The 25,446-nt window shown below is 60.0% G+C and carries 19 protein-coding genes and 1 pseudogene; 15 read left to right on the top strand and 5 right to left on the bottom strand.

The annotated features are described in order from the left end of the window. Positions 1-38: 38 nt before the first annotated feature. From def to NW851_RS10650, 15 genes and pseudogenes are all read left to right on the top strand, one after another. Positions 39-566, top strand: a complete 528-nt coding sequence (gene def / locus NW851_RS10720; RefSeq protein WP_414338410.1) for a peptide deformylase — start codon at positions 39-41, stop codon at positions 564-566. Between the two features lie 8 nt (positions 567-574). Further along, positions 575-991, top strand: a complete 417-nt coding sequence (locus tag NW851_RS10715) for a thiol-disulfide oxidoreductase DCC family protein (RefSeq protein ID WP_414338407.1) — start codon at positions 575-577, stop codon at positions 989-991. Positions 992-1,412: 421 nt separating this feature from the next. Then, positions 1,413-1,757: pseudogene (locus NW851_RS10710) on the top strand (pentapeptide repeat-containing protein); the annotation flags it as partial. Positions 1,758-1,811: 54 nt separating this feature from the next. Further along, entirely contained in the window at positions 1,812-3,815 is a 2,004-nt protein-coding gene (locus NW851_RS10705) for a pentapeptide repeat-containing protein (RefSeq protein ID WP_414338427.1), read from the top strand. Between the two features lie 297 nt (positions 3,816-4,112). Further along, the gene (locus NW851_RS10700; protein ID WP_414338405.1) at positions 4,113-4,511 is read left to right on the top strand and encodes a DUF1257 domain-containing protein; all 399 of its coding nucleotides are present in this window, start codon (positions 4,113-4,115) and stop codon (positions 4,509-4,511) included. Positions 4,512-4,520: 9 nt separating this feature from the next. After that, complete coding sequence (locus NW851_RS10695; protein ID WP_414338402.1) at positions 4,521-4,730, top strand: DUF2997 domain-containing protein; 210 nt, start codon at positions 4,521-4,523, stop codon at positions 4,728-4,730. Between the two features lie 86 nt (positions 4,731-4,816). Next, positions 4,817-5,446 (top strand): helix-turn-helix domain-containing protein, encoded by a 630-nt coding sequence (locus NW851_RS10690; RefSeq protein WP_414338399.1) that lies wholly within the window; start codon positions 4,817-4,819, stop codon positions 5,444-5,446. Beyond that, complete coding sequence (locus tag NW851_RS10685; RefSeq protein WP_414334675.1) at positions 5,443-6,972, top strand: Hsp70 family protein; 1,530 nt, start codon at positions 5,443-5,445, stop codon at positions 6,970-6,972. The genes NW851_RS10690 and NW851_RS10685 overlap by 4 nt, the downstream gene beginning before the upstream one ends. An 8-nt stretch (positions 6,973-6,980) precedes the next feature. Beyond that, entirely contained in the window at positions 6,981-8,096 is a 1,116-nt protein-coding gene (locus NW851_RS10680) for a pentapeptide repeat-containing protein (protein WP_414338395.1), read from the top strand. Between the two features lie 43 nt (positions 8,097-8,139). After that, a complete protein-coding gene (locus tag NW851_RS10675; protein WP_414338391.1) occupies positions 8,140-9,765 on the top strand; it encodes an AAA family ATPase in 1,626 nt (541 codons plus the stop codon). A gap of 220 nt (positions 9,766-9,985) precedes the next feature. Beyond that, entirely contained in the window at positions 9,986-11,341 is a 1,356-nt protein-coding gene (locus NW851_RS10670) for a pentapeptide repeat-containing protein (protein ID WP_414338388.1), read from the top strand. A 167-nt stretch (positions 11,342-11,508) separates the two neighbouring features. Beyond that, a complete protein-coding gene (locus NW851_RS10665; protein WP_414334126.1) occupies positions 11,509-11,898 on the top strand; it encodes a hypothetical protein in 390 nt (129 codons plus the stop codon). A gap of 91 nt (positions 11,899-11,989) precedes the next feature. Beyond that, entirely contained in the window at positions 11,990-12,259 is a 270-nt protein-coding gene (locus NW851_RS10660; RefSeq protein WP_414334125.1) for a gas vesicle protein GvpG, read from the top strand. Between the two features lie 74 nt (positions 12,260-12,333). Further along, positions 12,334-12,933 (top strand): DUF3727 domain-containing protein, encoded by a 600-nt coding sequence (locus tag NW851_RS10655; RefSeq protein WP_414334123.1) that lies wholly within the window; start codon positions 12,334-12,336, stop codon positions 12,931-12,933. A 48-nt stretch (positions 12,934-12,981) separates the two neighbouring features. Then, positions 12,982-14,784: an NFACT family protein gene (locus NW851_RS10650; RefSeq protein WP_414338384.1), complete on the top strand. Its 1,803-nt coding sequence runs from the start codon at positions 12,982-12,984 to the stop codon at positions 14,782-14,784. A gap of 35 nt (positions 14,785-14,819) precedes the next feature. On the opposite strand, the gene NW851_RS10645 is transcribed toward NW851_RS10650, so the two are convergent. From NW851_RS10645 to NW851_RS10625, 5 genes are all read right to left on the bottom strand, one after another. Continuing rightward, positions 14,820-19,544 carry an MG2 domain-containing protein gene (locus tag NW851_RS10645; protein ID WP_414338381.1) on the bottom strand — a complete coding sequence of 1,575 codons (4,725 nt, stop codon included), beginning with the start codon at positions 19,542-19,544 and terminating at the stop codon, positions 14,820-14,822. A 50-nt stretch (positions 19,545-19,594) separates the two neighbouring features. Continuing rightward, the gene (locus NW851_RS10640; protein ID WP_414334118.1) at positions 19,595-20,821 is read right to left on the bottom strand and encodes a type II secretion system F family protein; all 1,227 of its coding nucleotides are present in this window, start codon (positions 20,819-20,821) and stop codon (positions 19,595-19,597) included. Positions 20,822-20,992: 171 nt separating this feature from the next. Further along, on the bottom strand, positions 20,993-22,135 hold the full coding sequence (locus NW851_RS10635; RefSeq protein ID WP_414338378.1) for a type IV pilus twitching motility protein PilT: 1,143 nt from the start codon (positions 22,133-22,135) through the stop codon (positions 20,993-20,995). A 154-nt stretch (positions 22,136-22,289) separates the two neighbouring features. Then, positions 22,290-24,347: a GspE/PulE family protein gene (locus tag NW851_RS10630; RefSeq protein WP_414338375.1), complete on the bottom strand. Its 2,058-nt coding sequence runs from the start codon at positions 24,345-24,347 to the stop codon at positions 22,290-22,292. Positions 24,348-24,592: 245 nt separating this feature from the next. Beyond that, on the bottom strand, positions 24,593-25,429 hold the full coding sequence (locus NW851_RS10625; protein ID WP_414334112.1) for a sulfite exporter TauE/SafE family protein: 837 nt from the start codon (positions 25,427-25,429) through the stop codon (positions 24,593-24,595). Positions 25,430-25,446: the final 17 nt, after the last annotated feature.

Genomic DNA, 25,446 nt, shown 5'->3' with positions numbered 1-25,446 from the left:
ATGCTGGAGAGTCTGCAGAGGGGGTCTGAGAGCACGCTATGACCTTGCGCCTGCGACAACTGGGGGATCCCATCCTGACGCAGGTGGCTGAGCCGGTCGCCGAGTTTGGGACGCCGGCTTTGCAAAGCCTAATTGAAGAGATGCTCGCCACTTTGAAAGAGGCGCAAGGGGTGGGTCTGGCCGCCCCTCAGGTGGGATCCCCTCTCCAGATCCTCATCGTGGCTTCCCGTCCCAACCCTCGCTATCCCGATGCACCCCAGATGGAGCCCCTGGTCATGATTAACCCCCGTCCCTTGGCCTTGAGTGACGAGCAGGTGTTGGGGTGGGAGGGCTGCTTGAGCGTGCCCAACTGCCGCGGCCTGGTGGCCCGTGCCCGCGAGGTGGAGGTGGAGTATTACACCCCTGCGGGATCGCGGCAGCAGGTGGTCTGGCGAGACTTTCCGGCCCGCATCTTCCAGCACGAATACGATCACCTCTTGGGCCGGTTGTTCCTGGATCGGCAGCCGCAGCAACTGCTTTCTGAGGCCGACTACCAAGCCCGGATTTTGGCCCAGCCCCCTGCCTGAGGATCCCTATGCCCTACCTGGTCATCTACGACGGCCTGTGCAACCTTTGCGCCAATGGGGTCAAGCTTTTAGAGCAACTGGATCGCGGCCAGCAGTTTCGCTACGCCCCCATGCAAGACACGGCCACCCTGGCCCAATGGGGGATCCCACCCGAGCAGATGGAACTGGGGATGATCCTGATCGACCTGGAGCAGCCAGAGCGCCGCTGGCAGGGATCCGACGCCGTCGAACACATTGCCGCCCTCTTGCCCAGCGGATCCCTGTGGCTGGCCCTCTACCGCAACCTCCCCGGCCTCAGGCTTTTGGGAGACTGGGGCTACGCCCAGATCCGGGATCACCGCTACGAGTGGTTTGGCCGCCGCGACACCCTTTATCTACCTGCTGCCTGCGAGCGTTGCCGGGATCCCCTGGCCCAGACCGACTGAGGCATGGGTAGCTGAAACGGTTCGTTATGTTGTTACTGCTACACAACGCAGTCGCAAACGCACCGGCAGCGCGGAGTGCCTAGAGAACGTCTTAATCGAGTTTGAAATAACCATCAATTCAATTGTCTAGCACAAGGGATCCCTTTTCCAGGTTTGAACTCCTCTTCTCAAGCCTGGCGTGCTTGAAATGCTCTAGACAATCTTAAGACTCGATTAAGACTGGCTTCCTGGAGAGAACCCCTCAAGTTTGACTTGAGCTCTCTCCAGGGTCAAGGTAAAAATAGAGACGAAGCTAGCCAACAGGGGGTGGGCCGTGGCTACAAGAGACTGTGGACAGGCTGAAGCTGAGGGAGTTGCCGGTGGTTCAGAAGCCGTTCAGTTAGTTCCTAGAAGGGGGGATCTCGTTAGCGGAAATGGAGCTATGGGAAGTTTTGGCGAAAGAAGCAGAAAGCTTTTTCTACAGACAATGCTACAACCCCTGGATTGGGAAGTGCAGTTTGCGGTTTGGAAAACCCTACTGAACTCTGGCATCCCTCAACTGGTGCAAGTAGCAAAAAGATATCCCGTTCCCCTACGTCCAGTTGGAAACCCTGAAGAGAGATATCGAGCCGGGGAGCGGGACTTTCGCTGGGCAGATCTGAGGGGGGGCAACCTCAGCCGGCTAGATCTAAGGGGGCTCGACTTAAGCGGGGCCAGTTTAGTTCGGGCAAGGCTGAGCCAGGTCAATCTAAGCCACACCAGCCTGATTGGAGCCAACCTCAGCCAGGCAGACCTCAGCGGCGCAGATCTGAGAGGAGCCAACTTAAAGGGAGCTAACCTGATGGGGGCCAATCTCATTGGCGCCAACTTGCAAGGAGCCAATCTGGCAGACGCCAACCTGAAGTGGGTCGTCATTTCCCCCGAAACGCAAATTGACCGCAAGTGGCGGCTGGTCTGGGAAATTGTCAACGGCCACGCTCAGGGAAAAAACCTAGCTCAGGCAGACTTGAGCGGGGCAGACCTGGATTGGGCTGACCTGAGGGGGGCCAACTTGGCGCAAGCAGACCTAAGGGGGGCAAGGCTTGTCGGTGCTAACTTGCAGGAAGCCGACCTCCAGGGAGCCGACCTCCGGTGGGCCAGCTTGGAGGGAGCCAACCTCAGTCGGGCCGATTTGGGCGCAGCTTGCCTGCAACTGGCCAGCCTGCGGGGAGCTATCCTTTCCCCCGAAACTCAAATTGACCGCAAGTGGCGGCTGGTCTGGGAAATTGTCAACGACCACGCTCAGGGGAAAAACCTAGCTCAGGCAGACTTGAGCGGGGCAGACCTGGATTGGGCTGACCTGAGGGGGGCCAACTTGGCGCAAGCAGACCTAAGGGGGGCAAGGCTTGTCGGTGCTAACTTGCAGGAAGCCGACCTCCAGGGAGCCGACCTCCGGTGGGCCAGCTTGGAGGGAGCCAACCTCAGTCGGGCCGATTTGGGCGCAGCTTGCCTGCAACTGGCCAGCCTGCGGGGAGCTATCCTTTCCCCTGAAACCCAAATTGACCGCAAGTGGCGGCTGGTCTGGGAAATTGTCAACGGCCACGCTCAGGGAAAAAACCTAGCTCAGGCGGACTTGAGCGGGGCAAACTTGAGCTGGGCAAATCTGAGCGGGATCAGGCTCCCTGGCGTGAGCTTGGTGGGAGCCGACCTGAGCGGGGCCAACCTCTGCGGCGTAGACCTACAGTGGGCAGAGTTGAGCAAAGCCAATCTAAGCCAGGCGGATCTGAGGGGGGCCAACTTAAACCAAGCGGATCTCAGCGGGGCAGACCTAAGCGGTGCCAACCTCAGTGGAAGCAGCTTGATCAAGGCCGAACTAGCCCAGGCCAAACTTGTGGGGGCCAAGTTGACGCAAGCCAACCTCGTCGGAGCCAAGCTGAGACGGGCTAAACTCAACGGCGCGGATCTAAGGGGGGCCAGCCTCATCGGGGCCGACCTCAGCGAAGCCAAACTGGGCAAGACGGACCTGAACTTGCCTAGCTTGAGATGGACGGTGATTTCTGTAGAGGCCAGTCCGGAGAGTAGCTGGTGGTTCATGATTTTCCATGCTGGCGCCCATACGCAGGAGCTGAGCCAAACAGACTTGAGAGGGGCGGACTTGAGAAAGGCCAACCTCAGCCGGGCAGACCTCAGCGGGGTAAGGCTCAGTGGAGCTAACCTAAGCCAGGCTTATTTGATTGGGGCAGATCTAAGCGAGGCCAGCCTAGGTGGAGCCAATCTAAAGAGGGCCAAGCTGGGCGAGGCCAACCTAACCCACGCCGATCTCGGTGGAGCCAAGCTGAGTAGGGCCTATCTGGCCGGAGCCAACCTCAGCGGTGCCGACCTGAGGGGGGCAGATCTGGAGCTGGCCAGTCTGCAGCGGGTGATCCTTTCTCCTGCAACCCAGATCGAGGCCAAGTGGCGTCTGGTGTGGGAGATCGTCAACGGTCAAGCCTCCAAGAGAAACTTGAGTGGGGTTGACCTGAGCGGCGCTAACTTGAATTGGGCCAAGCTCAACGGGGTGCAACTGGTCGGGGCAAACCTAAGTGGAGCCAGCCTCATTGGAGCGGATCTAGGAGGATCCAACCTCAGCCAAGCCAATCTGAGGAAGGCCAATTTGAGCTACGCCAACTTGGAGGGATCCAACCTAGACAATGCCATCCTGGAAGGCGCAAAACTTGATTTTCAGTGGCAGTGGATCTGGCTCTCCCTTTGGTTCAAAGGTTTGGCGAGCATCTGGTTTGGTTACCCCAGTACCCCTCAACTGCCTCCTCCTGCTACGTCGGATCCCAATCGGCGTCTCCCAGCCGAGAAGAACAAGGAGAAGTGAACGCTTCTGTTCTTTGGCTAGGGCCACGCAGGTTTGTATCCTAGCAAACACTTTTTGATCCAAGAGAGCTGCTTTAGGATAGAGGCGTGGCCTTGCTATGGCGGGATTCTGGAGATTTTTGGATGAAGCCTGCTTTAAAAAGTAAGGAGACTTTGAAGCAGCCTTTGCTGAGCTAAGGGCTTTGGTAGGGGATAGTGCGAAGATAGAGATGGCCCAAGTGCTCCTCGGTCAAAAAACAGAGGGCACCCATAGCCAGGTGAGGTGAAGCAAGAAAGACTCTAACTTTAGGAGGAGAGAATGTCGCACTTCACGTACATCCAAACTCAGTTTAAGAACCGAGAGGCTTTGATAAAGGCTCTAAACGATGTTGGCTACTCTCACATAGAAGAGGGATCCGACCTTCCTCTATATGGCTACCGAGGCGATAGGCGACCTCAGACGGCAGACATTGTTATCCGAAGAAAGCACTTAAGTGCTGCTAGCAACGATATTGGCTTTAAGTGGAAGGGCGATCACTACGAGGCAATAATCTCTGAATATGACCGCCAGGTCTTTCCCGACTTTATCCCCAAAATTCAGCGCAGGTATGCTTATCACGCCGTCCTTGCAACGGCAGCGGAGAAGGGGTTTACCGTAGAGTCGGAATCTGTGGACGAAAAAGGGCAAGTCAGAATTGTATTGGGGCGTTGGGCCTGAGGAGGAATCGTGGCGGAATATCAACAGGTTGAATACATCATCGACAAAGATGGCAACGTGATTGAGCGCGTGCTTAATGTCAAAGGCAAGGGCTGCCTTGACCTAACTGAGGAAATAGAAAGGGCATTGGGCACAGTTCAAAAAAGGGAGCTGTTGCCTGAATATGACCAGGCCCCAGTCATAGAAGGAGATGTCCAGCGTCAGGTAGAGCGTTTATGAATGCCCCAAACCCCTTTCTGGATCCCTTGTCTGGTTTAACCAAAGGGATCCAAAGGACTCTGGCTAGGATTCCATTTTGGAGTGAAATGAAAAGTCATGATACCCTGCTGCGCAATCTCATGCAGGCTGCCGGTATCTCAACCTGGCGAGAGCTTCGACAAAAGGCCAAACTGAGTCGAGGAGCCCTAAATGCCCTGAGAACTGGCCAGGCCGAAAAGCTGAAGTTAGCCGATCTCAATCGAGCGGCCAGCATTTTGCAAGTGCCCTTGCCGAGCCTTATTCAAGATTTCAGCGGAATCGAGCTAGCATTGGAGCCTGCAGAAACGGCTCAGGAAGTGCAGCGGCTGCACAAACAGCTAGAACAGCAGGAAGGGCAATTGCGCCATCAAATCCGCGCCGAACTAGTGGAAAAGCTCAAGCCTCTTTTGATGCAATACCCCACCCTGCAGCAGGTTGTGCAGAGGCGACCGGATTACCCTGCCCAGCAAGTCTTGGCTTTGCTGAACTGTCTGGGCAACTTGTTGGAAGACTGGCAGTTGGAAACCATTGGCCAGGTGTGGCAACAGGTGGCCTATGACCCAGAAAGCCACCAGGCAGATGAGGAGGATATCCAGGCGGGCGAGCCGGTCTACGTTCGCTTTGTGGGCTATCGACTTAGGGATCAAGTTTTAGTTCGAGCCAAAGTCAGTCGCACTCTACCTTCCTTGGCAGCATGACGACGTTGGCTATTGATTTTGGCACTTCCAATACGGTGGTCTGTGCCTATCAAAATCGAAAGCCCATTGTGATCGACATACCAGGGATCACCCACCGCTACGACGGCAGCCCGCCTCTAATTCCCTCGGTTCTCTTTGTCGGCCAAAACCAGCAATTTTTGATTGGGGCACCTGCCCAGGCCAAACGGGATCCCAAGCGCCTATTCAAAGGCTTTAAGCGGGATCTCTCTCAACAATTCCAGCCGGCCCCAACCTATGTGGATGGACAGGCCTACACAGCCCAAGAGGCCACGCGGATCTTTCTGCAGCAGCTTCTTGCCAAACTCAAGGCGGAGGGCTGGCAGCCCGATAAGGTGATCTTGACCGTGCCGGTGGGAGCCTACGAGGCCTATTTGCACAACCTGCAAGAGGTGTTTGGCTCCCTAGGGATCCAACAGGTTGTGTTCCTCGACGAGTCCACCGCGGCTGCTTTGGGTTACGGGGTGCAGGAACCGGGATCCCTGATTTTGGTGGTCGATTTGGGGGGCGGAACTCTCGACCTCTCTTTGGTCAAAATCTTGAAGCCAAAGCAGGGCACTGCTTACCGAGCTGAGGTCATTGCCAAAACTGACCGGGCCTATGGCTGTGGCGGCGTCGATATCGATATCTGGATTGCCGAATGGCTGCTGGAGCAGTTGGGCCGCAAGCGACAGCAGGTTCCGGCCAGCAGCTTCCAGGTTTTGTGCGAGGTTGCCGAGCGGCTCAAGATCCGCCTCTCCAGCCATTCTCAGGCCAGCGAGGCCTGGCTGGATGAAGACTCCTTTGAGACCCACACTTTAATGCTTCAGCGCGAACAACTCCAGGAGCTGTTGGAAGAGCGCGGCCTGCTGACGCGGCTAAGAGAAGCCATCGATGAGGTCATCGAGAAAGCCCACAACAAAGGGATCTCTAAACGAGATATCCACCAGGTGGTGTTGGTGGGTGGCACCAGCCTCATTCCAGGGGTGCAGCATCAGGTCATTAGCCTCTTTGGCCGCGACAAGGTTAAGTACCACAAGCCGTTTGAGGCAGTGGCCCACGGCGCTCTGGCCTTCACCCAGTTTGCCCGCCTTCAAGATCATCTCCGCCATACCTACGCCCTGCGGCTCTGGAATCCCTATTTGCAGGCGCCCGACTTTTTCCCTCTCTTTAAGAGCGGCACGGCCTATCCTGCCACGGTGGAACTGCCTCCCTTGCAGGCTAACGCCAATGGACAAAGCCACATCAACCTGGTGGTTGGTGAGATGGCCGAGGAAGGGGCAACCGAGGTTGTTTACGGTCCCGACGGTCGGATGCAGATTCGCAACAGCAGCGCAGCTTCTAGCTTTCGTCCCCTTGGGAGCCACAAGCAGCTTTCCATTCCTCTCAAGCCCCCAGGGCAGGTAGGAGTGGATCGTTTGCAGGTCACCTTTGCCGTCGATGCTGGGCGAACTTTGCGGGTAACGGTAGTAGATTTGCAAACTCAAAAGACCCTTATGCAGCAGCAGGTGGTTGGGAGGTTAACTTGAGGTTAGGGATGGCGGAAAACTTTGATCCCGTTCTGGGTGGGCAGCAATTGGCCGGCTCCGATCCGGTCATGGGAGGCTGGGTAGCCGTTGAGCAAGCCCTAGACAGTCCGGATCCCAAGGTGAGAATCCAAGCAATCAAGGGTGCTCTGAAGTACGGATCCAGAGGGGCCGAGCTTGTTATCCAGGCCATGCGAAATGATCCCAACTGGGAGGTGCAGTTTGCGGCTTGGGAGACGCTGCTGGAAGCGGAGGATCCGCAGCACGTGCAGGTGGCAAGGTCCTATCGCCTTCCCCTCCGACAGGTTGGAGATGTCCGAGCAAGGTATGAAGCGGGAGAGCGAGATTTCCGCTGGGCCCAGCTAAGCAGGGCTGACCTGAGCGGGGCCAACCTGAGCGGGACCAACCTGAGCGGGGCCAACCTGAGCGAGGCTGACCTGAGCGGGGCCAACCTGAGCGGGGCGGACCTGAGCAGGGCTAACTTGATCTTGGCCAAGCTGAGCGGGGCCAACCTGAGCGGGGCGGACCTGAGCAGGGCTAACTTGATCTCGGCCAAGCTGAGCGGGGCCAACCTGAACCAAGCCAAGCTGAGCGGGGCCGACCTGAGCGGGGCCAAGCTGTGGCAAGCCAACCTGAGCAGGGCTGACCTGAGCAGGGCCAACCTGAACTGGGCCGACCTGAGCGGGGCGAACCTGAGGGGAGTGAATCTTCAGGGATCCGACTTGCACCGGGCCACGTTGAAGGGGACTCTGGTCTCTGCCGAGACGCAGATGGATCCCAAGTGGCGGCTGGTCTGGGAAATTGTCAACGGTCAGGCGAATGCCAAGAACCTGAGCGGGGCCGACCTGAGTGGAGCCGACCTGAGCGGGGCCGACCTGAGCGGGGCCAACCTGAGCGGGACCAACCTGAGCGGGGCCAACCTGAGCGAGGCCAAGCTGTGGCAAGCCAACCTGAGTGGGGCCGACCTGTGGCAAGCCAACCTGAGTGGGGCCGAGCTAAGGGAAGCAAACCTGGACGGCACGGATCTGAGAGGAGCAAACCTAAAGGGCGCAAAACTAAGTCCCGGCTGGAATCGATTTGTCGACTTGAGCAGGGCCATCCTCCCCGACGGAACCATCCATCCCTAGCCGGATCCCTTTGCTAGACTACCTACAGCTAGCAGCTAGATCCATGAGTTCCTTAGATCTCGCCTTTGCCAGCAATCACCAAGACATTCTCACGCTGCTGGACTTGGTGGTTCGCGCTCGCTACCCTTTGATCTACCTGGTTACTCCCGAAGAAGCCCCAGCAGAGGAGCTGCTACAAGTTCTGGCCGATTCTCTCAAACCCAAGCGCAAACTCCTAATCTGGGATATCGTCTCTGGCTGGTCAGACAACGGCCAAAACAAAGGTCAATTGATGCCTGCTCTGGGCCGCATCGGCGCTATCAAAGAGGACGAGGCGGTTATTTGTGTTCTCAAGGATCTAAACCCTACCCTGAGAAATCCAGAACGCTCAGATAACTATCCCGTTATCCGCTACCTAAAAACCCTGGCCAGAGAGAGCCGCCACAGCCGCAAGTCCATCATCCTCCTAGGCCAAGAAGCCGTTGTCCCTGCCGAGCTGCGCGAGGAAATTGTAGTCTATGATTTTCCCCTGCCCAGCATCGACGAAATTGAGCGGATCGTTACCCGCGCGATCCCTGCCCGTCAACTGGAGCTAAGCGGCCCAGCGCGGGAACAACTGGTTCGAGCCTGTCAAGGGCTGACCCGGCAGCGCATTGAGCGGATCCTGGCCCGCGCCCTAGCCGCCAAAGGCAAGGTCAGCGAGGGCGATATTGACCTGGTTCTGGAAGAGAAAAAGCAATACATCCGCCAGACGGAAATCCTGGAGTTTTACAACCCCTCCGAGACCCTGCAAAATGTCGGCGGCCTGGAAAACCTCAAAGCCTGGATTCGCCAGCGCCGCAACAGCTTTAGTGCCCAGGCCCGCGACTATGGCTTGCCCAGCCCCAAGGGCATTTTGCTGGCCGGGATCCAGGGTACCGGCAAGTCCCTCTGTGCCAAAACCATAGCCCGCGAGTGGCGCATGCCCTTGCTCCGGCTGGATGTGGGGCGACTCTTCGGCGGGATCGTCGGCGAAAGTGAAAGCCGCGTGCGCCAGATGATCCAAATTGCCGAAGCTATGGCCCCCTGTGTTTTGTGGATTGATGAGTTGGATAAGGCCTTTGGCGGCGTCAACAGCGAGTTTTCAGGAGATTCGGGCACCAGCAAGCGGGTCTTCGGCAGCCTAATTACCTGGATGCAGGAAAAAACCAAACCCGTTTTTATTGTTGCCACCGCCAATAATGTCCGCATCTTGCCGGCTGAGTTGCTGCGCAAAGGCCGGTTTGATGAGATTTTCTTTGTCAATTTGCCCAACCAACGGGAGCGGGAGGAGATCTTCCAAGTCCACATCCAGCGGTTGCGGCCCAACCGCTTGCGGGATTTCTCCTACCCTGAGCTGGCCATGGCCAGCGAAGATTTCAGCGGGGCAGAAATTGAACAGACCATCTACGATGCCATGCACATGGCCTTCAACCAGGATCCACCCCGCGAGTTTACCCAGGAGGACATCCTCAGCGCCATTCGCCAAACCGTTCCTCTGGCCGCCATCGCCCGCGACCAGATTCAGGACTTAAAGGCATGGGCTGCCGAGTCCGGGGCGCGCACAGCCTCCCAAGACCAACAGCTTGTGCAGGAGCTGCGAACGCTGGTGCAAAAAAGAGGGCTGGGCCCCATCGAAGTCGACAGCCCTTCTTCGTTTTTCCCCTCCTAAGTTCTCAGTCCTGGTCTTCTGGCGGGATGTAGCAGCCCTACCAAAACCATTAGCTCCCCAGGGATCCAACAGACAGCGGCTGCTTTGGGCTACGGGATCCCTGATTTTGGTGGTCGATTTGGGGGCTGGAAGCTTACCGAGCTGAAGTAATTGCCAAAACTGACCGGGCCTATGGCTTATGCAGCAGCAGGTAGTTGGAAGGTTAACTTGAGGTGTAGGGATGGCGGAAACCTTTGATCCTGTTCTGGGTGGGCAGCAACTGGCCGGCTCCGATCCAGTCATGGGAGGCTTGGTGGCTATTGAGCAAGACCTAGCCAGTCCCGATCTGGAAGTGCGAATCCGAGCGATTGAGGAAGCGCTCCAATATGGCGAAAAAGGGGCTCAACTTGTTATCCAAACCGTCATGCAAAAAGGTTTGGCTTGGAAAGTTCAATTTGCAGCCTGGAAAACACTGCTGGAGTCAGCGGATCCGGAGCTTGTGCAGGTAGCAAAAGCGCATCCGCTTCCTCTCCGTAAAGTCGAAGATATCCAAGCCAGATACAGAGCCGGAGAGCGAGACTTCCGCTGGGCTGACCTGAGGGGAGCCAGTCTAGATAGGCTTGACTTAAGTGGGGCAGACTTGAGGGGAGCCGACCTAGGGAAAGGAGAGGGGGGGGGAGCAGCCCGTCTGTACCAGGCTGACCTGAGCCGGGCTGATCTGAGCTGGGCTAACCTGAGCGAGGTATACCTAGAGGGGGCCAACCTAAGCCGGGCAAACTTGAAAGCAGCACGCCTGAGCAGGGCCAAGCTAAGCCGCGCAAACCTGAGTGCAGCATACCTAGGCGAGGCCGACTTAGAGGGGGCCGATTTGCGCTCCGCAAACCTAAGCCGAGCCTACTTAAGGGGAGCGAACCTGGACAACGCCAACTTAACCGAAGCCGATCTGAGTGAAGCTAACCTGGAGGGGGTCAACCTCAGGCAAGCCAACTTGAGGGGGGTTAACCTGAGCCGGATACGTCAGGCATGTCTGAGAGGATCCAACCTGAGCGGAGCTAACCTAAACGGAACATATCTGCGAGGGGTCGATCTAAGCGAGGCCAGCTTGGCCCAGACCTATCTGAGAGGATTAGACCTCAGTGGGGCCAACCTCAGCGGAGCCAACCTGAGCCGGGCCAATTTGAAGCAGGCTAACTTGAGAGCAGCCAACCTCAACGGAGCCAACTTGAGCGGGGCTGACCTGAGCCAGGCTGATCTCAGCGGAGCCAACTTGAGCGGGGCCGACTTGAGCCGGGTCAGCCTAGAGGGATCCCTAGTCTCTGCCGAAACGCAGATGGATCCCAAGTGGCGGCTGGTCTGGGAGATTGTTAACGGCCAGGCTGATGTGAAAAACCTCAGCGGGGCCGACTTAAGGGCAGCAGACCTGAGGGGGGCAAACCTGGAAGGAGCCGACCTGGGCGGGGCAGACCTGCAGGAGGCAGACTTGCTGAACGTTTCTCTCAAAGGAGCAAACCTAAAGGGCGCAAAACTAAGTCCCGGCTGGGATCGATTTGTCGACTTGAGCGGGGCCATCCTCCCCGACGGAACCATCCATCCCTAGCAGGCCCGACTAATGTTCAGCTTCACCGAGGTGGGTCTAGATCGGAATGACCGTAATCCCACTTTCCAAAACACGTTATCGATGGTTTGGGTATTTTCCGTATCTTTAACTACAGATTTTTCGGTAGGATTGATCGTGTAGAGCTCCTGATGCTGGAGAGCAGCCTCATGAATGCAGCCGCTGAAAGGGGTGGGGTGAGTCTCCTTGCCCGCCATCGCCACAACATGGCAGCTTCCCTGGCCCATCGTTTGGCAGCAGCCAGAGCGGCCAACAACACCCGCTTGGTGGAATTGTTAGAGCAAGAGGAGCGGCAACTGGCAGCCGAGTACGGCAGCAGGGATCCTTCCTCTCCAGCGCTGTTTGGAGGATGGCGCCGCCTTTGGCAGAGCCTAAAAGCGGTTTTGACGGCTTGCGATGAGCTGCGCGTGCGTCAATGGGTAGATGGTAGCGGCAGGGTCTGGTGGTCTGTCCAAGACCTGATTACAGGGGAGCGGCTGTGCACCCATTCCGATAGGGAGTTGATGGATTGGATCGAGCAGCACTGCCGGGACAATTAGTCTCCTCTCTGCGCTAAGCTGGGGCGACGGCATCTGAGGAGCCGAGTTGATAGGATCGCAGGGGTTGTTTATTAGCTTTGGGAGATGTGAGATGGTTTGGCAGTTGTTGACGTGGCCGGCCCAAAGCTTGCTTTGGCTAGCGGAGCAAATTCAAGAACGCGCCGAAGCACAACTGGATAACAAAGAAAACCTGCAAAAAGAGCTTACAGCCTTGCAAATCCAGCTAGATTTGGGAGAAATTGACGAAGACACCTACGCCCGCCGAGAAGAAGAGATTTTGTTGGCCCTGGAAGCCCTAACCCAGGCAGAACGAGCAGCCGAAGCACAAAGTGCTGATGGCGAGTTGGCAGGGGATCCCTGAACTTTGCGAGGGGGCAGAACATGGGAGAATGGGCTTCTGTACACCCCCATCTTTCCTAACCTGGGCTGTTTTCAATGACTGAATCGCATGAAACCTTGATGCTCCGCGACGAGCAGAACCAGCCTCTCAAGTGCGAGATTCTGCGGCAGGTGGTCATCGATGGGCAGACCTATGCGCTGGTCACTCCTGTCGATGCCGTGATCAAAGTGCTGGTTTGGGAAGGGGAACCCAACCAGGCGGTGAACGGAGACGCCGACATGGAAGGGATCCTGGACGAGCCGGATCCGGAAGAGCTACAGGCTGCCATCCCCACCATCCAGGCGGTCTTGGGGGAGTTGAACCTGACCTTGCAGCAGAATGGCTTTGACATCCTTACGGTTCAGGGAGAGCTGCCCCCCGTCGAAGAGGAAGATGTGTTCGAGCTGGGCGAGAGCGAAGAAGATGCCCAGGAGTTTCAACTGCTGGCTACGTTTTTCTACCAAGAGAAGAAATACGGCATCTTTGCTCCCCTGGATCCCGTTTTGATCTATGCTGCTTTGCCCGAGGAAGGGGATCCCTATCTGCTCACCCCGGATGAGCCTCCAGAGCTTTTCGATCAGCTCTATGCTCTGCTGCTGGATCTGGACGAGGAATGGGAAGGCGAGGATGACGAAGAAGAGGAGGACGAAGATTAGGCCGTGAGTGAACCCTCAAGGGTTGGGTAGCGACCAGGAGCAACAGGGATGCAGCCGGTTGATCTGACCACCCTGCGTGCGGTGCTGGCGGATCTGACGGGGGCAGCGGTAGGGCGGGATTCTTGGTTGCCCGCCCGCGTGGAATGGGTCCAACAGACCGATCTGTGGACGGTGGTCATCGGTTTGCGCACGCTCACTGCCCGCCCCTGCCTGCTGTTGTGCTGGCATCCCCAAGCGGCGCGTCTCCACCTCTGTCAGCCTCCTGCCAAAGAGCCGGACGGCTTTCAATTTAGCCAGTTTCTCCAACGGCAACTGAGGGGTTTGGCGCTGACGGAGCTGGCTCTCACAGACGAGTGGGAACGGGTGATCGACTGTCGCTTTGCCCCTCGGCCCGGGGATCCCCCGCAGCGCCATCTCTACCTAGAGGTGATGGGCAAGCACAGCAACGCCATTTTGGTGGACGAGGCAGGCCTGATTTTGGCCAGCGGCCATGGGGTGAGCGAGCGGCAATCGCGGGTGCGTCCGGTGCAGCCAGGCCTTCCCTACGAGTCCCCTCCAGCCCTGACTGCGCCGATCCCACAGCGATCCGAGCCTTTCTCCTCTTGGCAAGAACGCATCGCCTTGATCCCCGGCCCCATCGGCCAACGGCTGTTGCACTGTTATCGCGGTCTCAGTCGGCATTTGGTGGAAGCGATGTGTCATCAGGCTGGGATCCCGCCGCAGACCCCCAGCGATCACCTGTCTGTCCATGATTGGCAGGCGCTGTTTGCCAGGTGGCAGGACTGGCTCACCCGTCTGGAAACAGGCCGGTTTGAGCCGGCGCCCACTCCCCAGGGATACACCGTCCTCGGTTGGGCAAGCCGTCCCGTCAGCCCCCCGACGGAGTCCTTGCACCAACTTCTGGAAGACTACTACCAAGCTCAGCTCAACCGCGAACAGTTTGAGCGAGAGCGCCACCGCCTGCTGCAAAAGGTGTCCACCCTGCTGAAAAAGCTCTATCAGCGGCGAGAGCAATTTGAGACGATGCTGGCCGAATCCACCCAAGCGGAAGCCTCGAAACGAGCTGCCGACTTGTTGATGGCCCACCTCCACCTCTGGCGGCCAGGGCTGCACCACATCGAGCTGCCAGATTTTGCCAGCGGCCAGACGATCAAGATCGCGCTCGACCCGGAGAAAAATGCCATTCTCAATGCCCAAGCCTACTACCGCAAGCACCGCAAACAAAAACGGGCTCAGGAAGCTGTGCGGCCTTTGCAAGAGGCGGTAGAGCAGGAGATCAGATACCTGGAGCAGGTGGAAGCGTCTCTGCAGCATCTGGAAACCTATCGGGATCCCCAAGACTTGGCCGCCCTCAAGGAAATTGAGACCGAGCTGATCCAACAGCGCTACTTGGAGAGTCCTGCTCGCCACAGCGGGACAGAATCCTCACGGATGGGATCAAAGCATTCCCCACCACAACCCTTCAACCCCCATCGCTTTACCAGCCCCAGTGGCTTCCCCATCTGGGTGGGGCGCAACAACCTGCAAAATGACCAACTGACCTTTCGCGTGGCCCAGGAACACGATTGGTGGTTTCACGCCCAGGAGATCCCCGGCAGCCATGTGCTGCTGCGCTTGCCCCCCGGCGCCGTGGCCGAAAGCGAGGATCTGCAGGCGGCTGCCGATTTGGCGGCTCATTTCAGCCGCGGTCGCCTCAGCGAACAGGTGCCTGTGGTGTATACCCGCCCGAAATGGGTGTTCAAACCGAAGGGATCCCCGCCCGGCATGGTTGTCTACAAACAGGAGCAGGTGCTTTGGGGCCGCCCCAGCCGTGCTCAATGCCTCATCGCCTCAGCCCTCGCGCAACACTGACGCTGTTTTCGGTCAGGTGGCTGTAACAGGCATCTTTAGGGAAGAACGCTGAGGGAGTGGCTGGCGCTGCGGCCATAGCGGCTGGGATCGTACATTTCTTCCGCCAGGGCAGGGGCCACCTGGAACTGGCCGGGGATCTCTGGACGGAAGAGGTAGACGAACTCGTGGCGGCCCTGCCTGAGCTCGGTGCTGAAGAAGGCCACGCGGTCGTCGCGGTTTTCTTGATGGGTCCAAAACCAGTCCCACCAGTAGTCGGGGGCCGAGCCGGTGAGCAGCCGCGGATCCTGGGAGGTGATCTCGGCGCCGCTGGGCAAGGGATCCTCGATCACCACATAGTGGCTATCGCGCTCAGCTTCCACCGTCAGCCGGGCCAGGAGCACCTCGCCGGCGCGCACCGCCTCGCCGGGGCGCAGGAGCTGTTCTCGGTAGCGGATCTCTCCATTGGCTTGGGGTTGGGGCTGTAGGCGGAAGTAGCTGCGGCCGACGGCAAAGCCTTGGCTTTGAGAGGGCAGAGGGTTGGGAACAAAAGCTTCTCCCCTCAAGCTGTAGTAGAGGGGGCCGGGGCCGGATTTTTCCAAACGCAGGCGGCGCAGGGTGCTCACTTCGGCGTCGTCCCAGTCCAGCACTTGGCGGGGATCCGCACCGCCGGCCTGCCAACGCACCAGTTCAGCTCCGCTCACCTCCTCCAACACCCGCACCTGGCCGGGGCCAGGCTGTTGCTGTTGCTGGGCTTGGTAGTAGGCCACCAGGCCCAGGAGGGCGTCGGCGGTGGCTTTGGTGGTGCGCCAGCGGTTGTCCTGCCGCTGCTGGAGAAGGGCGGTGGCGATCTCGCCAGCGCGGCCATCCTGCAGGCGCACGGCCAGTTGCAAGAGGGGCCCGGCCACCTCCAGGTCGTCGTAGGTGGAGCGCTCGCCGGTTGGCGGGGCGGAGGCGGCAGGAAGAAACCAGCGCCCCTGGGGATCCCTTTGCCGCCGCTCTAGAACCTCATCCAGAGCCGCTTGGGCGGGATCCCGCTGGCCCTGTTGCAGGGCGGCCAGCCCGCGGTAGGCCAGGCCAAAGGTGGAAAGCTGCGGCGGCGGCGGCAGCTCGGCAGTCACCAGCGCCGGATCCCAGAGGGCCAGGCTGTAGGCCACAAAGGCCCGCAGATCGGGGGAGAGGGGTTGGAACTGCTGCCCAGCCAGGTACTCCAAAGCCCGCTGCACCCGCCACTCCTTGAGGGCATAGCCAGCGGCCTGGGCGAGATGATAGCCCTGCAGGATGTAGGCGGTCAGGTAGGGGTTGCTGGTGTCGTAGGCCCACCAGCCCCAGCTGCCGTCGTAGTTCTGGGAGTCCTCCAGCCGCTGCAGGCCGGCTCGAACCACCCGCGGCAGCCGCTCCAGGGTGGGCGAGCGCAGGTTCAAGCCCAACTGCTTGCTGGCCTGGGCCACCGCCAAGGCGGGCAAAAAGCGGCTCAAGGTCTGCTCGGTGCAGCCATAGGGGAACTGGACGAGATAGTCCAACGGCCCCAAAAGCTCCGCTGCCGGGCTGGCGGCCAGTTCCAGATGCAGGTGTCGGGATCCCGGCACCCAAGTGGCCGGCCAATCCAAAGGCAGCTCAAGGCTGTTCGCCTGCAGCCGCCCCGTTTGGAAGAAGCGGTGTACTGCTCCCAAGGGCTGGCTGGGGATCCGCAGTTGCAGCGCATCCTGCAGCCCCTCCCCTTGCGCCCAAACCCGCACAGGGGTATCGCCGGCCCCCAGCACCTGCAGCGGCCATTCCACCCGCTCCGCCCCTTGGGCGGGCACGGTCAGGCGTTGCCGTTGGGAGCCCTGCACTTCTAGGTTTCCGGGCACTTCCAGCCCCACTTCCACTGCTTGGGCTTGACCGGTGCGGTTTTGCACGATGGCCGCTAAGGTGAGCCGATCCCCCACCCGGAAAAAGCGGGGGGTGGCCAGGCGCACCAAGAGGTCTTTGCTGACAGCGACGGTGGCTAGGGCGGAGCCCACCTGGGTGTCGGCGGTGGCGGCGCGGGCGGTCAAGCGCCAGGTAGTCAGGTTGTCCGGCCAGCGCACCTGGACCTGGGCTAAGCCATCGGCATCGGTCACCAAATCCGGGAACCAGGCGGCGGTATCGCGAAAGTCTTCCCGCACCTGGCCGGCCAGCTTGTCGGCACCACCGGGGTATTGCTGAGGGAAAGAGGTGGTGGTGGTAACTTGGTTGTCCTGGCGCCCGTAGAAGAAGCGGCGGATATCGGGGGTGAAGTCGGGCCGCAGCAGGTAGAGGGCGTTGTCCACGATCCCCAACCCCACCTCGGCGCTGACCGGCTGCCCTTGGGCGTTGCGGGTGCGGATTTGAATTTGGGCCGTCTCCCCTGGTTGATAAGTGGGCTTATCCGTCTGCAGCTCCACCTGCAAAAAGCGATCCAACGGCGAGACCCGCAGCAGAGCCTCGTTCTGGTACAGCCGCCGCTCCGGGCCGAGGACGGTGGCGGTGACGTAGAGGTTGGGGCGATACTCCTCCCGGATGGGCAGGCGCAGGGTGGCCGTATGCCCCTGCAGGCGCAGCACCTGTACCTGGTGCAGCCGGGATCCCTCCAGACCCACCAGCACCGGCAGATCCGGCAGCGGCGAGACGATCAGGAGCTGGGCCTCTTCCCCCACTTCGTAGATCTGGCGATCCGCCACCACCTCCAGGCTGGGCAGGGATCCCCAACTTGGCAGGGGGTTGCCCGGCTCCACCACCCAGAGATGGTCTACCTCCTGCACGCGGTAGCGACGAGGATCCTGGGCCGTCAGCCGCACCCGGTAGTCTCCCGGCTCCAGGTCGGCGGGCAGGCGCAGAACCAGGCTGCCCTCGCCGTTGACAACCTGAAAAGATTGCCGCAGCAGAGTGGCTTGCCGTCGGTAGGCGCTGCTCTGGGGATCCCAGCGCCAGCGCTCCAGGCTCAGCTCCCCGGCGGTGCTGACCGGTTGGCCGTCGTAGTCGCGGGCTTGCAGCCGGTAGGTGATGACATCCCCTGGAGCGGGCAGGTGGCGATCGGCCTCGGCAAAGAGGGCAAATTGGCCGGCCGTCACCCAGGCCCGTGCCGTTCCGGTCACGCTGCGGCGGCTGATATCGCTCACCTCCACCTCGATGCGCAACTGCTGCACCTCCTGCGGGCCCCAGTAGCTGTCTTCCTCCCAGTCCAGATCCTGCAACAGGCGCTCCAGGCGAAACTCCGCCCGCCCCTGGGCATCCGTCACCCCTGCTCCTTCCGCCACCAGCCTCCCGTAGCCGCCGTAGTAGCCCTGCTCCTCTCCCAGGTCGCCGGCAAAATAGTCTTCTGCCCCCGAACGGGGCAACAGCCCGTAGCGCAGGCTCCAGTCGGGGCTGCTGTAAACCCGATAGCGAAGCTGGGCGGTGGCCACCGGCGCCCCGAAAAGATACTCGGCCTCCACCTGAACCTTCAGGGATCCCCCCCGCACCAGCCAAGGCCGGTCGGGCACCACCCTCACCTCAAACTCCGGTTTGCGGTAGGCTCCCACCTCAAAGGCGGTGTACTCGCGGCTGGATCCCTGCGGCCCGGCCACCCGCCACTCCAGGCCGTAGCTGCCCAGGGGGGTTTCCTCCGGCAATTGAAACTGCCCGTGGACGCTGCCGAAAGCGTTGGTGGCCAGGGTTTGCTCGCCCAGCACATCGCCGTCGGGGGCGGTGAGGGTTACTTGCACCGGCTGGCCTGCCGAGGTGAGGCGGTCGTGCTCCCGCACCAGGGCGCGAAAATAGACCGTCTGGCCGGGGCGGTAGAGGGGACGATCCGTGTAGGCGTAGATGCGGTGGGGCTGGTTCCAGCCATAGGCATAGCTGCGGGACAAAGCCTGCAACGTGTTGTCGGCGCTGTGGCCATAGACCACCAGCGAGGATCTCTCCCCTGTCGGCAAGCTAAACCGGGCCAGCCCCTCCTCGTCGGTGGTGGCAATGAGGGGATCCCTCCACTCCCCGAAAACTTGGATCTGGATCCCCGGCAGAGGACGCAATTCCCGCAAATGCACCGCCTGCACCACCAACTGGCTGGCATCCTGTTTCTGGATGAGGCCCAGGTCACTCACCAAAAGCCACTCCCCCGACCAAGGCAGCGGTGCCGCCGCCTGCCGCGGCTGTTGGCCTTCCGCCTCCAGCCAGTAGGCCCCCGGCGGCAGGATCCCCAGCTCCAGGGTGCGGGTCAGCTCTTCTCCCCCCAGCAGCTGCTGCCAACGGCGCACCAGCTCTCCTCGCAGGATGGAATACAAATCCGGAGCCAGGGATCCATAGCCAGCATCGGCCAGATCCCGCAAGAAAGGGGATCCTTCCAAATCAGCCAGGGAAAAGCGGTAGAGGGCAAACTGCACCGCTCCCAGGCCACTGGCCCGCCACTGCAGCCGTGCCGGCTCTGCGGTCGTGAACACCGAGCTGGGGCTGTAGAGGTAGAGGCTGGGGGGCAGAAGCTGCGGGCGTAGGAGAGGAGCAGAAGCTATCGCCCCTTCCCGCACCTGCACGGGTCTCTCGCTGGAGACCGTCTCTAGGCCGGATCCCCGCACCGTCACCCGGTATTCCCCAACGGGCAATCGATCCAGGCGGTACTCGCCCTCCGCAGACGGGCTGATGCTGCGGCTCACCGGGCCGGCGGCAATCACCTGGACGTTCCCCGGCGCCATCCCTGCCGGCAGCTCCACCCGCCCCAGCAGGGATCCCGTCGGCTGTTCCGAAAGCAAGACCGACAGCCCCACTCCCAAAAACACCACCAGGGCCACCAACCACCGCCGCAGCATGGATCCCTTCCTCCTCCCGATGGGTTCTGGTTGCCCTGGGGATTCAGTCGCTACTTCACCAGCTCAAACACGTTGAACATGGGCAGGTACATGGCCACGATGATGCAGCCCACCATCCCGCCCAAGATCACGATCATCAGCGGCTCGATCAAGCTGGTGAGGGCGCGCACCGCCTCCTCCACCTCCAGCTCGTAGAAGTCCGCCGTCTTCATCAACATGGCATCCAGCTCCCCCGTCTCTTCGCCCACGCTGATCATCTGGATGGCCATGATCGGGAAGACCTTGGCCTTATCCAGGGCCGGCGCGATCTGCCCCCCCTCTGAGATGGATTGGCGGGCAGCGTCGATGGCGTTGGCCACCACCTGGTTGCCGGAAGTGTCGCGCACGATCTCCAAAGAAGTCAGCACCGGCACCCCGGAGCGGGTGAGGGCCCCAAAGGTGCGGCAAAAACGGGCCACCGCCGATTTCTGGATCAGATCCCCGAAAATGGGGAGCTTGAGGGCCAGAGCATCAATGGTCTCCTTGCCGGCGGGGGTGCGGTAAAAGCGCTGGAAAGCAAAAAAGACCGCCACCAAAAAGCCCACCAGGCCTAAGCTGTACTGGGGGGTGCGCAGGAACTTGCTGATGTTGATAAAAAACTGGGTAAAGGCGGGCAGCTCCCCCCCCAAGTCGTTGTAGATGCTCTCAAAAGTGGGCAAGATGAACAGCACCATGCCCAAAAAGATTAAGACGGCCAAAATGGTCACCACCACCGGGTAGGTCATGGCCGATTTAATCTGCTTCTGCAGGCGATCCATGTCCTCCAGCAGCTTGGCCAGCCGGTTGAGCACCTCGTCGAGTACACCGCCCACCTCCCCCGCCTGCACCATGCTGCAGTAGAGGCCGTCAAAGGCATCCGGATAAGGGCGGATGGAATCGGACAGGTTCTTCCCCGCCTCCACTTCCGCTCGAATCGCCCGCAGGTATTTCTTGAGCTTGGGGTTGCCGGTCTGCTCCTCCATAATGGTTAGGGAGCGCACCATCGACACGCCGGCGTTGATCAGGGCAGCAAATTGCCGCGAGAACACCGCCTTGTCGCGAATGTCGATGGATCCCATCATCGAGAAATCAAAAGAGGTATCCAGGGAGAAGAAGGGCTTTTCTTCCTGGATGTCTTCCTGTTTGGCAAAAACGCCCTCCCGGCGCAGCCGTGCGCGGGCCTCGGTCAAATTGTTGGCCACCACTGTCAGGCGCACCGGCTGACCGGCCTTTAGCCCCCGAACCTTGTAGCGCGGCATGGCTTACCCCTGCTTGGATCGTTAGTTCGACACGCCGGAATGGGATCCCTTGGCTCAGTCTCGCAACCTTAGACAAACCGACGCTCTCTTCAGCTAGAGCTTAGCTACAAATGGGGCCGGCGGCCAGAGGTTGGCGAGGAACTTCCAGCCAGGGATCCCTGGAGCCAGCGTTTAGCGACGGGCGGCAGCCGCTGCGGGCCGCTGGTGTTGAGCTGCCGCGGCTGGCGATGGCCCGGTGACGTTGCCCAAAAGTCGCTGCAACTCCTCAGGGCGAGAGGTCTTGGACATGGCCGTATCGAAGTCGATCTTGCCCTGCAGGTAGAGGTTGGCCAGATCCTGCTCCAGGGTCTTCATGCCCTGCTTACCCCCTGTCTGGATGGCCGAGTAGATCTGGGCGGTCTTGCCCTCCCGAATCAAGTTGGCGATGGCCGGCGTCACCACCATGATCTCCTGCACCAGCACCCGCCCCGGTTCTCCTGGCTTGGGGTTGAGGCGGCGGGCCAAAGTTTGCGAGAAGACGGCTTTGAGGGAGTTGGAGAGCTGCACGCGGATTTGTTGCTGCTGCTCCGGCGGGAACACGTCCACCAGGCGATCCACCGTCTGGGCAGCAGAGCTGGTGTGCACCGTGGCAAAGCAGAGGTGGCCCGTCTCGGCGGCGGTAATGGCCAACTGGATGGTTTCCAGATCCCGCATCTCCCCGATCAGGATCACATCCGGATCCTCCCGCATGGCCGCCCGTAGGGCATTGGCAAAACTCTTGGTGTCTTCCCCCAACTGCCGCTGGTGGATGATGCTGCGGATGGGGGTGTAGATGTACTCAATGGGATCCTCGATGGTAAGGATATGCTCGGCCCGCTCGCGGTTGATCATGTCGATCATGGAGGCCAGCGTAGTGGATTTGCCGGATCCGGTGGGGCCGGTCACCAGCACCAGACCCCGTGGCAGGCGGGCGGCTTCTTTGCATACATCCGGCAGGCCCAGCTTGTCGATGTTGGGGATCTCAGAGGCCAGCGCCCGCATCGCGCAGGCATAGGTGCCGCGGTCACGATAGACGTTGACGCGGAAGCGACCGATCCCACGCACGCCGTAGGAGCAGTCCAACTCCCAGTTCTGCTCCAGGTGTTTGCGCTGGGTGTTGTTCAACATGCTGAAGATGAGCCGCTGCACTTCTTCAGGCGTGAGGGGCTCGTGCTCTGTTGGCTGGAGTTCGCCATTGATGCGGAAGTAGGGGGGCAAACCCACCGAAATATGAATGTCGGAACCGCCCTTCTGGACGATTGCCTCCATCAAGTCTTCGATCATCAGTTGGGGCATAGGGTTGGGTTCTCCAAAGTCAGTAGAACTAAGTAAAGCTATCTATCCAAAGAGCCGTCGGCCAAAGCGATGTTGAAGAAACAACGGTACAGGATCCCTGTCTAGGACTGTTATAGTCGGCACCCCAGCTTCGTCAAGTGACAAGCCCGGTTTTCTAAAACTTCGGCGTCAGGCAATAGGGGCAGTCCATCCAGTCTACATGCAGGGCGGCACCGCAGTTGCGGCAGGTGCTGAGAGCCTTGGCGCGGGCTTTCAGCTCGCTTTCCAATCCTTTATCGGTGAGGGTTACCCGATCCACCTCCTCCAGCGTGGTCAGGCCCTGCTTCACCAACATCAGACTGTAGGCCAACAGGGTTTTCATGCCACTTTCCACCGCTGCTTCTTTGATCACCTCCGTGGGAGCTTCTTTGTTGATCAAATCCGCCAGGCGGTCGTTCATGCGCATGAACTCGTACACCCCCACCCGGCCTTTGTAGCCCACGCCCCCGCATTTCTCGCAGATGGGCTTGCCGGTGGCCTTGCGCTGTTCCACCTCTTTGGGGGAGAGCTTGTTGGCTTTGTAGAAGGTGAGCTGCTCCCCATCACCGCTGAGGCTGAGGCCATAGCGGGCCAATTCCTCAGACGTGGGGTGGTACGGGATCCGACACTCGGTACACACCCGGCGCATCAAGCGCTGGGCCAGCACTCCCAACAGCGAGCTGGAGATCATGAACGGCTCGATCCCCATCTCCGTCAGACGGGCGATGGCACCGGGAGCATCGTTGGTGTGCAGGGTGGTCAGCACCAGGTGGCCGGTAAGGGAGGCTTCGATGGCGGTTTTGGCCGTCTCGTGGTCGCGGGTTTCCCCCACCAGGATCACATCCGGGTCTTGCCGCAAGAAAGCGCGCAGGATCATGGCAAAGTCCATGCCCTTTTCGCGGATCACCTGCACCTGGGTGATCCCCGGCAGGGAGTACTCGATGGGATCCTCGGCAGTGCTGATGTTGATGCCGGGATCGTTCACTTCCGCCAGAGCTGAGTAAAGGGTGGTGGTTTTCCCGGATCCGGTGGGCCCGGTTACCAAGATCAAGCCAAAGGGTCTCCTGACAACCTCCTTAAAGCTGGCCAAAGTCTCCGGGTCGGTGATCAGCTTATCCAAACCCAGTTGGGTGGCGGAGTTGTCCAGAATCCGCAGCACGATCTTCTCCCCATAGCGGGAGGGCAGGGTGCTGACGCGGAAGTCCACCTTACGCCCCTTGAAGACCCGGCGAATCCGTCCATCCTGGGGCATCCGCCGCTCGGCAATGTTCAGGTTGGAGATGATCTTGAAGCGGGCAGTGAGGGCGGGGACGATCTTTTTGGGAAAGTTTTCAAAAGCCTGCCGCAGCACCCCATCCTTGCGGAAGCGGATGCGCAGGTATTCTTCTTGCGGCTCGATGTGGATGTCAGACGCACCGTCCTGCAGTGCCTTAATCAGGATTTGGTTGGCCAATTTGATGATCGGGGCATCGTCTGCCGACTTGAGCTGCTGCTCCAGGGATCCCTCGCTGGCCTCATCGACGGTAGTATCCTCGATGGCGTCCAGATCGATTTCGGCGGTGTTGACCACCACCTCTTCTTCCTCTTGGGCGGCAGCCGCGTCGTTGATGCCCTTGATGGCCAACAGCTCCGCCTGCGCGTCCATGTAGCGGTTGATCAGGGCCTCGAAATCCCGCTGGGTGAAGACCCGCCGCTGCAGCTTCAGCCCCTGGATGCGGAAGCGCCGCTGAATGTCGTCCAGCGCCTGCAGGTTATCCGGCTTGACCATCGCCACCAGCACCTGGTTGTCTTGGCGGCGGACGGGCAAGAACTTGTAGCGGTTGCAAATATCAAGGGGCAAGAGCGAGTCGATGAGCCCGATCATCTCCGAGATCTCCACCGGCTCCAGATCGATGTCGAGGGAGGGGATCCCGTAGATGATTTTTAGCTCAAAGAGCTGCTGCCGCTTGTAGGCCCGCTCCAGGTCGGGGGTGATCTCTCTGCCGGCAATCTCTTTGACCACCAGAGCTAGGGCCTTGCTGCCCCCTTCGCGATTGGCTTTGAGGGCATTTTGAATGTCCTGGATTTGCTTGTCGTCGGCAAAGCCCAGCTCTTTTAGCTTGCGGCCAAAGGGGGTGATGCTGGCGTTGGCGATGGCCAGGGCCTTGCTGACGCCACCACGACGAGCAGTAAAAGGAGTAGAAAGGTCGTTCATGCTGCTGGGCCACCCACCCTGTTGCTACATCAATGTCTCTATTTCACTGCACTAGGCTACAAGGGTCAACGGCGAAGACACGCAGGTCTGTGCGCCCACTCTGGGCTTAGTATGCCCCAGCTGGGCTTAAACTGGCATTCAAAACCACCTCGCCCCCTAAATTGCAGGCCCGAAGGTTGGGAGCGACGCCGGATAATTTGGAACCAGGACTCCTGTCCTGACTGCTGGGGCAGACCAGGATCGCTTCACAGAACTCGGTAGCTTTGCCAGGCTTGCCAAAAAATGTAGAGAGAAAGAATAGCCAGAAAGCCCCGAAACAGCAGGCTGACCGTTTCATCGGGCAACTTGGGCAGGGTGCGGGTGCTGATCTGCACACCGATTAACCCGCCTGTCCCCAGGATCAAGCCTGGGATCCAACGCACATTCCGGTGGATGGTGCCGTCCCCAAACCCCAGCCCATTCCAGATCCAATCGCTGAGACCCGCATGGCTGGCGGTGGCAGCAACGGCTGTGATCACGATCGCCCCCAAACTGGTTTGAATCGCCACCTTGATCGTCTCTTGCAGCAGCAGGATCTGCATGGGCACCATGATCACCCCACCGCCAATGCCGAACAGTCCGGCCAACAAGCCGGCAGCGCCACCGGTCAGGAGGCGGGCCAACCAGGGAGACATCCGCACTTGAGCAGCAGGCGAGAACTCTGTCTCCAAGGCTTGGGTGGCCACCGTTTTGCGCAGCTCCACCAGGTAAGTGTTGGCCAGCAGCAACACCCCGAAGGCGGCCAACAGCAGATGGCTGGGCATGCGGCTGGCGATGCTCGCTCCCACCTGCGCCGTGAGCAACGCCGGGATCCCCAGCCAGATGACCCGCTTCAGATCCAGCAAGCCCATGCGCCAGTTTTGGACGCTGCCCGCCATCGAGGTCATCACAATGGAAAGATTGCTGGTGGCCACAGCCTGAACCGGTGGGATCCCCAAGCTCACCTGCAAGGGCACCAGGATCGTGCCGCCGCCAATGCCCAAAAAACCGGCCAGGATCCCGGCCACCAGGCCGCCAACTGCCAAGGCCAGATTGTTTTCCATGGTTTCTGGTTCCCGAC

The sequence above is a fragment of the Synechococcus sp. H55.7 genome (genome assembly GCF_047462395.1).
Lineage (GTDB): Bacteria > Cyanobacteriota > Cyanobacteriia > Thermostichales > Thermostichaceae > Thermostichus.
This window is presented reverse-complemented; position numbering and strand designations above follow the sequence as displayed.